Here is a 14088-nt window from a genome sequence, read left to right as displayed (position 1 = left end):
CTGGGTTGCGGCCCGTCTGCCATAGTGCACGGATTGCGCCAAACCTGCACTCGACTTAAGTTGTTGAAGCGACGAGAGTACTGCCATAACCGTGGAGGATATTCTCCGTCTCAGGATGAAACCCGGTCTCAAAAACCAGCGTGTCCGCAGGAGATCGCTGGGAGCGCAACGAACAATTGTGCCAGTCTTCGCCTGCTGGCCCGGCAACGACGTGACCGGAAGGTTCGTAGACCGCCCAACTGGTGTCGGGTCGCTTCCGGTTTCGCTGCTTAACCGGAACTCCAGACACCACCTACTACCCATGTAGTGCTGAAGTGGGTGGTACGATCCTGCTCGGCATCGCCATCGAATTGGTGAGATAGGTCGAAGAACTCGACATCTTGGCGGCCGTCGTGCGCAGTCTTTGACCTGCGAGGTCATGGCCCAGCGTCACTTGGTGGAGCAAGTGCTGTCATGCCAACGTCTACGACCGGAAGGGTCGGAATACAGCCGATTCTTACCCTTAATGCTCCTTTCGCATGGGTCGAGCAGTCGGGCCAGGCATTACATCTCGCGTTCCACCTTACCGGAGGCCACAATTGCGTAAAACTCCCCTCGCCTGCGCTTTCATCCTGGTGCTGTTTTCCTTCACAATCTCATCGCTCGCACAAGTCACGGCCTCCGGATCAGCATCCGAGCAGGCCCAGATGCCGCGCCTGGTACGCTTCAGCGGCTCCATACCACACGACGGCACTGTCGGCATCACCTTTGCACTGTACAAGGACGCAACCGGCGGCACGCCGCTATGGCAGGAAGTACAGAACGTCACGCCCGATGCCAACGGCAGCTACAGCGTTTTATTGGGCGCCAATTCCAAGGACGGCGTGCCGACGGAGCTGTTCACGACGAACGAAGCGCGCTGGCTCGGCGTGCAGGTGGAGCAGGAAGCCGAGCAGCCGCGCGTGTTGCTCGTCTCAGTTCCCTACGCGCTCAAGTCCGGTGATGCCGAGACCGTGGGCGGACACCCGCTGAGCGACTTCGTCATGACCGCGGCCGCCGATGCTTCCAGCGGCGCCAGTGGCAGCACGGCAAGTTCGACCACCGGCGGCTCAACGACGACTAGCGGCGGTTCAAGCACAACCAAAAAGAGCGCCAGCGCGCCCGCCGGCACCTCGGCCCCGGTCACCACCGCTGGCGGCACGCAGAATTTCCTCGCCAAATTCGACGTCACCGGCACCAACTTGGTGAACTCGCTGCTGTTCGACAACGGCTTCGTGGGCGTCAACAACAGCAATCCGGCTTTACACCTTGGACGTGGGCGGCATCGTCAATGCGCCGTACGTGTTCGTGCAGGGCCCCTCGCCGCGTCTGCGCCTCATCGACACCACGCTGCCTAACAGCTTCTGGGAGCTGCAACAGTCCGCCTATGCAGCGGATAATTTTGGATTTCTGCGCTACGAAAACAACATTGCGGTACCCAGCAAATCGTTCCTGGTAGCGGCCAACGGCAACATCGGCATCGGCACCATCAATCCCGGGTTCAAGCTTGATGTGGCCGGGATGGTGAACACCAGTACGCTGCTGGTCAACAGCGACTCGCCGCGCATACGTTTGATCGACACCACGCTACCCAACAGCTTCTGGGAGTTGCAGCAATCGGCGTTTTTCCCCGACAACTTTGGTTTTCTGCGCTACGAAAGCAACAGCGCCGTGGCCGCCAAGTCGTTCTTCATCGCGCCGACCGGCAACGTCGGCGTCGGCGTCGCTGCTCCCGCGAACAAACTGAGTGTGGCCGGCGTGGTGGAAAGCACCACTGGAGGCTTCAAATTCCCCGACGGCACCACGCAGAGCTCTGCCGCGGTCACCAACATTGGAACCATCACAGGGGTTACCGCGGGAACGGGTTTGGCGGGCGGCGGCACCAGTGGCAACGTCAGCCTGAGCGCCGACTTCAGTTCCGTGCAGAAGCGTGTCACGGGGACCTGCGCATCGGGCACGGCGATGGCATTGATCGGCATCGACGGCACGGTGGGTTGCAACAGCGTCGGCGGCGGGGGAGGAGGAGGATTGACACTCCCTTTCACCGGGACTGGCGCGGACACCCCGCCTACGGTCCAAGGCGTATTCAAGGTAACCGACACCGCCAACGGTCCGACCAACACGGGCGGCGGTCCGCCCGACCCAAACACCGTACCGGGAGCCGTCGTCGGGGTGGGTACGGGAACGGGAATCACCGCCGGCGTGATCGGCAAGACGGCCAGTGCCGACGGCATAGGGGTGGTAGCTATTAGTACCTCAGCGGTGGGCCACGAGGTTCCGGTGATGTTGTCCTGGAGCCAGGCGACCTCGGGAAAGGTCAGTCTGTTTAACGGCATGGCGTCCAGCCCCGACGCCGGCGGCATCGAGCTTGACTTTGCGGTCACGCCTTCGAGAAACATCATCCAAGCCGACGTGGGTCCAAACGGCAACTCGACGACCGTCTTCCAGGTGAACGGCAGCGGCAATGTCCAGGGCAACGACTTCAACGCCAACGGCAGCATCAACGCCAACGGCCCCAACAGCAGTGTCAACGGCAGCACCCTCAACGGCGGGACTATCAACGGCGGGACTATCAACGCTACCAACATCACCGCCAGCGGCAGTTTCAACGGCCCTAACGTCAACGTCGGCAACATCAGCGCCACGGGCGCTATCAACGCCAATGGCGGCATCGTCACCAACTCGATCGCGAACTTTGGCCCCTGTAATCCATGCACCATCACCGTAACTACAGGTAACCTCCAGTTGGACGGGGGCTTGAGCATGCCTAGCGGCGTGCTGACCGCCGGCAGCGCGAACATTAACGGCACCTTGTTTGCCCAAAACCTGAGCGTCAGCGGAACCAAGAACTTCAAGATTGATCACCCGCTCGACCCGGCAAACAAATACCTCTATCACGCCTCCATCGAAAGCTCTGAAGTGATGAATCTCTATACCGGGACTGCCGTGTTAGACAAGCATGGCGAAGCCTGGGTAACGCTGGCGGAGTGGTTTGAGGCGCTCAACCGCGATTTTCGCTATCAACTTACATCGATCGGGCGATTCATGCCGGTTTACATTGCGAAGGAAATCACCGGCAATCGTTTCAAAATTGCTGGTGGGAAACCGGGTGCGAAAGTGTCCTGGCAGGTGACCGGCATCCGCCATGATGCTTACGCCGAAGCCCATCGCATGGAGGTCGAAGTAGAGAAGGTGGGGCGCGAGCGCGGCAAGTACCTATACCCGGAGGAGTTCGGCCAACCGGAATCGCTCAGCGCGAAAGGGGCAAGAGAGGCTGCCAAGCCTGCAGCAGAGCGGTAACGAGCGAGTTTGAATTGGAGCCCGCGTCCAGGAAACCAGTATGGACGCGGCAGACCCACATCTGCCAAAACCGGGCAGATGTGGGGCGCCATCGCGGGACTGAAGACACACATCTGGGACGCCAGTCGATCAATCAGGGGTAATCCGCTCGGCTGTAAGGTGACCTGCGGCCTCGAAAACCAGATCCTTGGAAGGGTCAAAGACCTGAAACTTGAAGGAGCCGTGATAGCTGTCGCCGCCCGCATCAAGAGTGACAGTTTCGGTGATGAGGCCGGTCCCGACCAAATTGGCGCCAGGGTCGAAGCTCCAGAAAGGGTCCTTGAGTTTGTAGGTCCTCGGCCCCGTTTTCCGAAAGACCCCGAGACACACCGTGCCGGCTCCGTTCGCGGGTTGCGGAGGCGCGGTATCGTTGAGGATTTCTGTTCCGTCGCTGAGCCACATGTCGAAACCCTCATCAAAGGGCTTTCCGTCAGATACAAAGAGGACATGCCACAAGCCCACGATCGAAGCCAGCCTGACTTCGCCCATGGTCGCTCCGTTTTTTGTCACTGAGTTTTCCGGCGCCTGCCAAGTTGGCATGACTCGAACCCCTGCTTGCCCAGGCCGGGAGTCACAGGAGGCCCCGGCAGCGGAGGAGAAAATTACGCAGCAGGCCAGAACTGCAGGCGCGACACGGACGAGACCTTTGCTCTTGTCGGCGAGAGTATGCAGGTGCTGATTCAGGTGGGTGGCCCAGGTTGTGAACCGTGTTTGCATGTTAGCTTCTCCTTAATTCTCTAGGTCGTCTCCGCAGCGGAGCCGTGACGGCAGGACTTTGGCTGCGAACGTTGCATCATTCAGCCAAGCCGGGCTCGCCCGTCAATGGTGCGGGTCTGACCTCGCTCTGGAACAAGTCTCACGAGCTAAGTGCCTGGTGCTGCGGCCCTTCTGCGAAGAGGAGCAACACGTCGATTAAATGGTGATGAACTCTCGGCCCAATAATGGGGGTGCGACCATGGCACAGCCGCATCCAGAGTCCGGAAATGTAGTGCGATTCGGCCCATTTGAACTGGACTTGGACACCGGCGAGTTGCTTAAAGAGGGTGCGCGAATCAGGCTCCAGGACCAGCCCTTCCAGATTCTCTGCATCCTGCTGGAAAAGCCCGGCCGAGTGGTAACCAGGGAGGAGTTGAAGAGCCGGGTCTGGCCCGCCGACACGTTCGTGGAATTCGACCAGGGTGTGTACAGCGCCATCCGGCGCTTGCGGGACGCACTGTGCGACTCGGCGGAGTCTCCGCGTTATGTCGAGACCCTGGCGCGGCGGGGGTATCGCTTCGTTGCGCCAGTGGACGCAGGAAAGATTCCCCCAAGCCCCTCCGCAGAACCCACCCTTGCTATTCCGGCCCCACTGCCTCGCCCTGGGTCTTGGAACGCGCTCCCATGGGTCTTGCTCATATCGTTGTTTGGTATCGGGCTTTGCTGGTTTGCCTGGCGACATTTCAAAGCCAGGCCGACTGCCGACCCCCATACTCCCCGGATAAGGGCGTTGGTGGTGCTGCCCCTGGAGAATCCTTCGCATGATCCCGAGCAAGGCTACTTCGCCGATGGAATGTCCGACGAGTTGGTCACACAACAGGGGCAAATCAGCGCCGTCAAGGTCATGTCGCGAACCTCGGCCATACATTACAAAGGAACGCACAAGACGCTTCCCGAAATCAGTCGGGAGCTCCACGTCGACACCGTGGTCGAAGGTTCGGTGCAACGTTCCGGCAATCGGGTGCGGATCAACGTCCAACTGATCGACGCCGCCAGCGACCAGCACATTTGGGCCAGCAGCTATGAACGCGACCTGAGCGACACATTGGTTTTGCAGGCGGAGGTGGCCCAGGCTATCGTCGGAGAGATAGCTGCCCGGCTCACTCCGCGGGAACAGAGTCGGCTGGCGACAGCCGGAACGGTTGATCCACAGGCCCAGGACGATTACCTGCTGGGGCGTTTCTACTGGAACACGGGGACGGAAGAGGGCTTACAGACAGCAATTCGACATTTCAAGCGAGCAATCGCCAAGGACCCGCGCTACGCTCGCGCCTACGCCGGACTGGCCGACGCCTATCGCGACCTGGGAGATCCGTACCGTGGACGTCATCGCGCAATCGAAACCTTGCCCCAGGCCAAGGCAATGGCGAAGAAAGCATTGGAACTGGATCCCTCTCTGGGAGAAGCTCATAGTGCTCTGGCCGGCATCGTCAATTTGTTGGACTGGGATTGGGCGGCAGCCGAGAAGCACTACCGGCTGGGCCTGCAACTGAGTCCCAGCTATGCCAAGGGCCACATGGACTACGGCCTTTATCTGGCGGCGCTGAGGCGAAACGACGAGGCCCGCACCCAGATAGAGGAGGCGATCGAACTGGATCCCTTGCGGGCCGACTACCGAAATGCACTGGCCGTGCTGGCACTGATGTCAAGGCAGTACGACCGTGCCATTGAGCAATATCGAGGGTTAGGCGCCAGAGGATTTAGCATCGGCCTAGCTTGGTCCTACATGATGAAGCAAATGTACCCGGAAGCGATTGCCGTGTTAGAGAACAAGATAAGACAAGTCGGCCCGGACCCAAATCTGCTGTCGTTTCTGGCGGAGGCCTACGGTGGTGCCGGGAGGAGAGACGAAGCGGAAAGAACAATCCATGATGCTGGCGAAGGCCCGGCTTCACTATGTGAATCCCACCCATATTGCCGGCGCGTATATCGGGCTCGGCGACAAGAACCAGGTGCTCAGTTGGCTGGAACGTGGGTTTGAGGAGCGTGACGAAGAGATGGTTTGGATGAAGGTGGCCCCTGACTTGGATTTTGTCCGGTTTGAGCCTCGCTTTCAGGCCCTGCTGCGGCGCATGAACCTTGCCCCGTAGCGCCCTCGGCCACATTTGCCAAAACCGGGCAGATGTGGGGCACCATCGCACCGCAGCATGAAGGCCGCGCACCCAAGGCCAGCCCACACTAGTTGTTTTGCGCGGCGCTGACTGCCGTGGAGTCAACACTCTCGCCGGCTTCGATATGATAGCGCTTGAGCTTGCGATACAAGGTGGCGCGGCTGATGCCCAGCATCTTTCCGGCGCGGGCTTTGTCGCCTCCGACCTGCTGGAAGACGCGCTGGATGGTCTGGCGCTCGATGTCCTCGAGGTCAGTGGAGCCCGGCCCGATGGCGGGCGCGCCCGGCGCCGGCGCTTCCGCGGGCACGGGAACGGTGGAGCCGGCAGCGCGGATGGAGGCGGGCAAGTCCTGCAGGTCAATCGTCTTGCGATTGCCGAGGGCAATGGCGCGCTCGACGCAGTTCTCCAATTCGCGGACGTTGCCCGGCCAGTCGTATTGGAACAGGCAATTCATCGCGGGCGGCGTAACCAGCACGTTTTCGTCGGGAGCGTAGCGCGCCAGGAACGAGCGCACCAACGGCACCATGTCGGAACGGCGCTCGCGCAGCGGGGGCACGTGAACGGTCACGACGTTGAGCCGGAAATAGAGGTCCTTGCGGAAGGTGCCGGCGCGATAGGAGGATTCGAGATCGCGGTTGGTGGCGGCAATGACGCGCACGTCCACCTTGACTTTGTCGTTGCTGCCGACGGGACGAACCTCTTTTTCCTGCAGGACGCGCAGCAGCTTGGCCTGCATGTCGAGGGGCAGCTCGCCGATTTCGTCGAGAAAAATGGTGCCCGTGTTGGCCGCCTGGAAGAGACCCTGTTTGGTCTTGAGGGCACCGGTGAAGGCACCTTTTTCGTAGCCGAAGAGCTCGCTCTCGATCAGGGTCGGGACCAGGGAGCCACAGTCCACGGCGACGAAGGGCCGCTTCTGGAAGGAGCCGCGAAAATGGATGGCGCGCGCGACCAGCTCTTTTCCGGTACCGCTTTCGCCGGTGATGAGCACCGGAGTGCGCGTGTCCTTGAGGCGGGAAATCATGCGCAGCACGTCCTGGATCTTGGCGGAGGAACCGTCAATGACGTTGAGCTCCTGCTGGTTGCTGACGCGGTCGCGCAGGTACTCGTTTTCGGCGACGAGGCGCACCTTTTCCTTCATGCGCTGCAGGACGAGCTTCAACTGGCCGGCGCCAAAGGGCTTGGTGATGTAGTCGTAGGCGCCGATCTTCATGGCTTCGACCGCCGACTCAATCGAGCCGTGGCCGGTGATGATGGCGGCTTCGGTGCGGGGCAGCAGAGACTTGACTTGGCGGAGCAGGTCGTCGCCGCTCATGGCGCCGAGCTGGCGGTCAAGCAGCACGATATCGGGCGACTCGGTCTCCAGGTAGGCGAGCGCGGCTTCGGCGCTTTCCGCTTCGGCACACTCGAAGCCAAGCGAGGCGCCGATGGTCATGCAGAGCTTGCGGATGCTCTGCTCGTCATCGACGATCAGGAAGCGAACGCGAGGCTCATCGTTCATTTCGGGCCCCCAAAGACTTTCTCGACGACAGCAATGAGTTGCTGGACGCGAAATGGCTTTTCGACACAGGGCGCGCCGGTGCGGCGCAGAGTAGCGGCGGTCTCCTCGTTGACGATGTCGCCGGTGATGAAGATGACGCGCGAGCCCAGTTCCGGGCGGTTGGAGGCGATCCAGTCGTGCACGTCGGCGCCGTCCACGCCGCCCGGGGTACGCATGTCGGAGACGACGCCGAGAAATCGTCCGTGGGCCAGCATGGCAAGGGCGTCGGCGCCGGAAGCGACGGGAACGACGTCGTATCCGGCGCGCTCCAGGGCGGCCTTGACGAAAGAGAGCACCGCGGGCTCGTCCTCGATCACCAGCACCGGATATTTGCCGCTGGGGCTCATGGCAAGGCTCGCGCGGCGGCCGGGTTGGGGGCCTCCGCGGTGATGGGCAAGCGGACGGTGAAGGTGGCGCCGGTCGCATCGCTGTTGTTCCAGCACAAGACTTCGCCGCCGTGCTCGCGCACAATGCCGTAGCAGATGCTCAGGCCCAGGCCCGTTCCCTTGCCCACGTCCTTGGTGGTGAAGAAGGGATCGAAGATGCGGTCGGGAAAGGAAATGCCGTTGCCGTTGTCGCGGAATACGACTTCGGCGAAGCCGGCGGCGGCGTTCGTGGAGATCTCAATGCGCCCCGGGCCTCCGGTTTCGCGCACGGCGTCGTAGGCATTGTTCAAAATGTTGAGGAAGACCTGCTGCAACTGGTGCGGATCGCCGATGATGTCGGGCACGCGCTCGTTGAGCCGCTCCACGATCTCGACGCCGTGGCTGGCGAAGTCGTAGGAGCGCAGGGCCAGGGTGCGGCGCACGATGGTGTTCAACTGCACTGATTCGCGCTGCGGCGGCATCTGGCGGGCGAAGCTGAGCAGATTTTGAACGATCTGCTTGGTGCGCTGCGCTTCCTGGAGAATGACCTTGAGGTCTTCCTTGGCGGCGGGCGGCATTTCCGGACGCTCCAGCAGCAGGTCGGTGAAACCGAGCACCGCGGTGAGGGGATTGTTGACCTCGTGGGCGACGCCGGAGACGAGTTGCCCGACGGCTGCCATCTTCTCGGTGTGCATGAGCTTGGCTTGCAGCATGGCGGCGTCGGTGATGTCGGTCATCACCACCACGATGCTGTTGACGTTGCCGGGCTCATCGCGCATGGGGCTGAGATTGATGGAGAACTGCCCGCCGCGACCCTGACCGAGCAGCACCGGCAACTCGAGATTGTCAATCTGGCGTCCAGCGAGGGTCTCCGACAAGGCCGTGGACAGGGCCTCGCGCCGTCCCGGGGGGACCAGTTCCACCAGCTTGCGCCCGAGCAAATCCTCCTGCGTGTAGCCGCCGGCTTCGAAGCAGCGGCGGTTGGCGTAGCTGATCAGCCCGGCGGTGTCCACCACCAGGATCATGCTCTGGGTGTTGTTGAGGATCTTGTTGTTGAAGTCGCGCTGGCGCTGCAATTCGGCCTGGAAATTTTTCACCTCGGTGATGTCCAGCATCAGGCCGCGGTACTGCACCACGTTGCCGTGGCTATCCCGGACGGCAAAGGCGTTCTGCAGGCTGTGGATGATGGAGCCATCCTTGCGCCGGAGCAGTTCCTCGTAGTTGCGCACCACGCCCTTGGAGTTGATCTCCTGCTGGAAGTGATTGCGCTGTTCGGAGGAGACATGGAGCTGGCTGTGAATGTCCACCTGCAGCAGTTCTTGGCGGCTGCCGTAGCCGAGCATGCGAACGAGGGCGTCGTTGACTTCGATGAAGCGGCCCTCGGGGGTGGAGAAGAACAGGCCCTCCTGGATAGTGTCGAAGAGCTCGCGATAGCGGCGCTCGGCCTCGCGGCGGTCGGTGATGTCCTTGAGCACGTGGATGGTCTGCAAGCCCTCGTTGGAGGCGCCGTGAATCCGCGAAGTGGAAACGAGGTAGGTGCGGTCGAGCACGGGATGGATGTATTCGTCGGCGCCATCGGGACGAACGCGGCAGAAAGGACAGGCCTGCGTGCTTTGGTCGGCGGCCATGGCGACGAGGGCGCGCACGCTGACGCCGATCAGCTCCGAGGGGCGCACACCGATCAAGTCGGCCAGGGAGCGATTGACGCGCAGCACGCGGTAGGACTCGTCGTGAACCACGATGAGGTCGGTGATGGCATCGAAAATCTCCATCCAGTGGCGGTTGGCTTGGTCCATGCGGGTGAACCAGCGCGCGTTTTCCAGCGCCACGGCGGCGTGCGCCACCAGAGCCTGGAGGAGATTGCGGTCGTCGTGCACCAGCGGCGCGCCGCAATCAATCAGGCAAAGCAGCCCCATGAACGCGCCGTCGCCGCCGGCGAGGCGGGCCAGAGCGAGATCTCTCCAGCCCAGAGTCGCGGCCAACGACTCGCCGAGGAGCTCGGCGGCGACTCCAGAGATAATGGGATCGAGGTGCTGGGCGGCGAGATCGGAGAAGGCGACATCGAGGCGGTGGTAGATAGCGGAGTCGTGGTGCGCACCCGGATCGTAAACCACCGCGGTATCGAGATGCTTGCCCTGGACCAGCGCCAGCGCAGCCGCGCGCGCCTTCAGGATGCTGGCGGCACGAACCGTGAAGCCTTCCATGAACTGGGGCAGGCGCACGGTGGAGTTCAGCTCCAGCGCGGCGGACATCAGGTTCTCGGAGCGGCGGCGATGCTGATCGGCGGCGTACAGGTTGGCGGTCGCCTCGAGCACGACGGCGGCTTCCGCCGCCAGCGTGGCAGCGCGCAGCAGGTCGTCGGGATTGACGTTGCCGCCGTCGGCACGCTCCAGCAGGCCAACAATCCCCAACGGCTGCCGGTTGGAACCGAGCAAGGGAATCACCAAGCATTGGCGCCCATGCAGCGCGCTAAACGGCTCGGGGCAACCCTCCGCCCACTGGCCAACGTCGGTGGTCCAGAAAGGCTCGTCGCTGGTGAGGGCGCGGCGTTCCAGCAGGTCCGGCAGCTTGGCCCGGGCCGGACGCGGCTGGCCGTGTTCGGCAATCCAGCGGATCTCGTAGCTGCCAGTTTCGGCGAGCGCGATAAAGGCGCGGTGGAAATGCAGGAATTCAGCGGCGCGAACGACGAAATTTTCCAGGTATTCGTCGAACATCTCGGCGCGCCGGCGCTGCAATGCGCTGTTGCCCTCCGCGGAAGCAGAGGTCACCACAACCGGCTTTTCTCCAGTGGCCATGAACAGATTTATTGCAGCGTACCTGAGAGAGAATCACGTAATCTCAATTTGAGTCAAGATAAATGCGCGCTGGTTACTAACTAGCCAACCAGGTCTGGTGCGGAGAAAATCTCAGAGTGAGAGCTGGTGGGGATGGGGCGGTGTCGAAGTTGAGACAGCGGCGCGCGCCGGGGGGTGAATCCGAGTTACGCTCCTGAGCTCATGGGAGAGAATATTTCCCCTGCTTTCAACTACTTACACGAGCATTCTTCTATCGGGATGAGGCTTGGGCAGGGCTGGCAGCCACCGTGCATTCATGATGCCGGATTTTTCCCAGGAGACAGCCATGCTCGGGATCCGGAAAACGGGTTGGCTCAGGTTGGCTGTGCTGGGCGCGAGCTTGCTCCCGTCGTTCGCCGGGTGGTCGGGAACGGACCGCAAGGCGGTCAACAAGGTAAAGCCCGCTTATCCCCAACTTGCGCGGCAGATGCAGGTCAGCGGAACGGTCAAAATCGACGTGGTGATCGCGGCCAACGGCAGCGTGAAAAGCCTGAAGCCTTTAGGAGGTCACCCGCTGTTGATTCAGGCGGCGAGCGAAGCGCTGCGCAAGTGGCGTTATGCGCCCGGGCCGGAGACGACAACGATTGTGGAGTTCAAGGTTCGTCCTGGCGGGTAACGGCCCGCGACTGCCAAGGAGCAGCCCATGACGATCAGCAAGAAGCTGTACCTGAATTTCGGGGCAATCCTGGCGCTGCTGCTGCTGCTGTTCATCGTCAACATGACCGTGGTGCAGCGCGAGCACAGCGCGCGCGACGCCGCTTCACGCGCCCTGCAACTGGCGCAGGAAGGTGAATCGGTACGCTTCCAGATGATGCAGAACCGGCTGTACCTGCGTAATTATCTGCTCAGCGGCGACTTGCGTGAAGTGGACAAGATGGATGAGGGCATCGCGCGGCTACATAGCGTAGTGAAGACCCTGCAATCCAAGGTGAACTCCGAGGGCCACCGCGCCGCGCTGCAAAGCCTGGACGTGGCCGAGCGGCAGTGGGAGTCCGGATTCGCGCGTCCGCTGGTGGACAAGCGCAAGCAGGTGGACTCGGGCGCGACCACGGTCGGCGAACTCGAGATTTATTACCTGCAACTCAATCCCGCGCTGTGGATGAAGACCTCCACCGCTTCTCTGGATGAAGGCGAAGCCGCCAACGCCAAGCTGCTGGAGGCGGAGCGCAAGAAAGACGAGGCCGCGACCAAGGCCACCACGATCATCAGCATCATGGGGACTCTGCTGGCCATCCTGCTGGGCGTTTTTATCTCCTATAAAACCGCGAAGTCGATCACCGATCCGCTGGGGCAGTTGATCGGCATGGCGCGCGATATCGGCGATTCCGGCGATCTCGACCACGAAGTGGACAGCAAGCGCGAGGACGAAGTCGGCGACCTGGCGCGCACCTTCAGTTCCATGGTTAGGTATTTGCGCGAGATGGCGGCGGTTTCCGAGTCGATCGCCGGCGGCGACCTGGCGGTGGAAGTGCGCCCGCGATCGACGCACGACACGCTGGGCAACGCTTTCGCGAAGATGATCGAAGGATTGCGCGCGCTAGTGAGCAGCGTGCGCGACAGTGCGGCGCAAGTGGCCAGCGGGTCGAACCAGGTGGCGGGCGCCTCGGACGAGTCGGCCAAGATCAGCCTGAATGCGGCTTCGGCGATTGACGAAGTCACCAGCACCATGCACGAGATGACGATCAACGTGCAGAACATGGTGAAGAACACGCAAGTGCAGGCCTCGAGCGTGAGCGAGACATCGGCCTCGATCGATCAGATGGTGACTTCGATTCAGCGGGTGGCCGAGACCGCAAAAGTGCTGCTCGACATCAGCCAGCGCTCGCGGGAAGAGGTGCAGAACGGGATCAGCACGATGGAAAAAGCCACCGACGGCCTGACGCGGATCAACCGGTCCATCTCCTCCGCGGGCGAGATCATCGGGGCGCTCGGGCAACGCGCCGACGACATCGGCAAGATCGTGGAGGTGATTGACGACCTGGCGGAACAGACCAACCTGCTGGCACTGAACGCGGCCATTGAAGCAGCGCGCGCCGGCGAACACGGGCTGGGCTTTGCCGTGGTCGCCGACGAAGTACGCAAGCTGGCGGAAAGGTCGGCGCAGTCCACCAAGGAGATCGCCGAGTTGATCGCCAGCATTCAGAAGGAAGCGCGCAAGGCGGTGGACAACATGGAAAAGAGCACGGGGATCGTGAACGAGGGGATCAGCTTCGGCGCCGATCTGAACCTGGCGCTGAGGAAGATATCCACCGTGGTCACCGAGGTCTACAAGTTCGCGCAAGAGATCGGCGCGGCCACCAACGAGCAGTCGCATGGCTCGTCGCAAATTGCGCGGGCGACCACGCGGCTGAACGAGATCACGCACGAAATTAATTCCGCGGTCGAGGAACAGGCCTCCGGTGCGCAGGGGGTGGTAAAGGCCATGGAACGGATGCGTGAGTTGGTGCAGCGCTCGACCTCCGGCTCCACGGAACTGGCGGCGTCGTCGGAGCAGATGTCGAAGATGTCGCGCAGCCTGCTGGAAGCCATGGACCGGTTCGTGCTCGACGGCTACAACGGCAATGGCCGGCGTCCAGCGCGCCCGGGGCCGGCTGAAAGGCAGCGAGCTTCCCCAGTGAGCTGCGCGAGCGCCGCTCGTTCGTAGGGGCTGACGATGGTGAAAGAGCTACAAATCGTCGGATTCCGCATTGGGCGGGAGACATTCGGGCTGCCCATCTCGCTGGTGCACGAGATCGTACGCCCGCCGGAAATCACCAACGTCCCGCACGCACCCGAGTACGTGGAAGGGGTGATGAACCTGCGCGGGCGAATCGTCCCCGTGATTGACCTGCGGAGGCGTTTCGGCAGCACGGTGACCGAGAACAAGCGAAAAAACCGCGTGCTGGTGGTGGACGTGGAGTCGCACGCGGTCGGCCTGGTGGTGGACAGCGCTTCGGAAGTCCTGAAGATCAGCGACGCGCAAATCGAGCCGCCGCCGAACGTGTTCGCCGATGCCACCACGAGTTACGTCACCGGCGTTGCCAAGTACCAGGGGCGGCTGATCATCCTGGTGGACTTGGGAAAGATTTTGCAAGCGGGCGAGTTGCGCCTGCCGACAGTGGATGCGTAACGACAACGAGCATGGCGAG

The 14088-nt window shown here is 62.0% G+C and carries 10 protein-coding genes; 6 read left to right on the top strand and 4 right to left on the bottom strand.

What is annotated here, in order from left to right; translation table 11 throughout:
- Positions 1 to 578 precede the first annotated feature (578 nt).
- Positions 579 to 1376 (top strand): hypothetical protein, encoded by a 798-nt coding sequence (locus tag LAN64_00260; protein MBZ5566260.1) that lies wholly within the window; start codon positions 579 to 581, stop codon positions 1374 to 1376.
- Entirely contained in the window at positions 1288 to 3318 is a 2031-nt protein-coding gene (locus LAN64_00255; protein MBZ5566259.1) for a hypothetical protein, read from the top strand. Before LAN64_00260 ends, LAN64_00255 begins: the two co-directional genes overlap by 89 nt.
- Positions 3319 to 3447: 129 nt before the next feature.
- Here the strand turns inward: LAN64_00255 and LAN64_00250 are convergent, their stop codons facing one another.
- Entirely contained in the window at positions 3448 to 4074 is a 627-nt protein-coding gene (locus LAN64_00250; protein ID MBZ5566258.1) for a hypothetical protein, read from the bottom strand.
- Positions 4075 to 4372: 298 nt separating this feature from the next.
- Between LAN64_00250 and LAN64_00245 the strand changes: the two genes are divergently transcribed.
- Complete coding sequence (locus LAN64_00245; GenBank protein ID MBZ5566257.1) at positions 4373 to 6094, top strand: winged helix-turn-helix domain-containing protein; 1722 nt, start codon at positions 4373 to 4375, stop codon at positions 6092 to 6094.
- Positions 6095 to 6291: 197 nt separating this feature from the next.
- Here the strand turns inward: LAN64_00245 and LAN64_00240 are convergent, their stop codons facing one another.
- From LAN64_00240 to LAN64_00230, 3 genes are read right to left on the bottom strand one after another with little or no spacing between them, the layout of a single operon-like run.
- Positions 6292 to 7722 (bottom strand): sigma-54 dependent transcriptional regulator, encoded by a 1431-nt coding sequence (locus tag LAN64_00240; protein MBZ5566256.1) that lies wholly within the window; start codon positions 7720 to 7722, stop codon positions 6292 to 6294.
- Positions 7719 to 8108: a response regulator gene (locus tag LAN64_00235; GenBank protein ID MBZ5566255.1), complete on the bottom strand. Its 390-nt coding sequence runs from the start codon at positions 8106 to 8108 to the stop codon at positions 7719 to 7721. Before LAN64_00235 ends, LAN64_00240 begins: the two co-directional genes overlap by 4 nt.
- Positions 8105 to 10921: a PAS domain S-box protein gene (locus LAN64_00230; protein MBZ5566254.1), complete on the bottom strand. Its 2817-nt coding sequence runs from the start codon at positions 10919 to 10921 to the stop codon at positions 8105 to 8107. Before LAN64_00230 ends, LAN64_00235 begins: the two co-directional genes overlap by 4 nt.
- A 295-nt stretch (positions 10922 to 11216) precedes the next feature.
- Between LAN64_00230 and LAN64_00225 the strand changes: the two genes are divergently transcribed.
- Genes LAN64_00225 through LAN64_00215 form a run of 3 tightly spaced genes read left to right on the top strand, consistent with a single transcriptional unit; the run spans position 11217 to position 14069 of the window.
- The gene (locus LAN64_00225; protein ID MBZ5566253.1) at positions 11217 to 11576 is read left to right on the top strand and encodes an energy transducer TonB; all 360 of its coding nucleotides are present in this window, start codon (positions 11217 to 11219) and stop codon (positions 11574 to 11576) included.
- Between the two features lie 27 nt (positions 11577 to 11603).
- Complete coding sequence (locus LAN64_00220; protein MBZ5566252.1) at positions 11604 to 13604, top strand: HAMP domain-containing protein; 2001 nt, start codon at positions 11604 to 11606, stop codon at positions 13602 to 13604.
- A gap of 9 nt (positions 13605 to 13613) precedes the next feature.
- The gene (locus tag LAN64_00215; protein MBZ5566251.1) at positions 13614 to 14069 is read left to right on the top strand and encodes a chemotaxis protein CheW; all 456 of its coding nucleotides are present in this window, start codon (positions 13614 to 13616) and stop codon (positions 14067 to 14069) included.
- The last annotated feature ends 19 nt before the right edge of the window (positions 14070 to 14088 follow it).

The organism is Terriglobia bacterium (assembly GCA_020073185.1).
In the GTDB taxonomy this organism is placed as follows: Bacteria; Acidobacteriota; Terriglobia; order Terriglobales; family Acidobacteriaceae; genus JAIQGF01.
The sequence above is the reverse complement of the archived record's forward strand: the minus strand, read 5'-3'. Positions and strand labels throughout refer to the sequence as shown.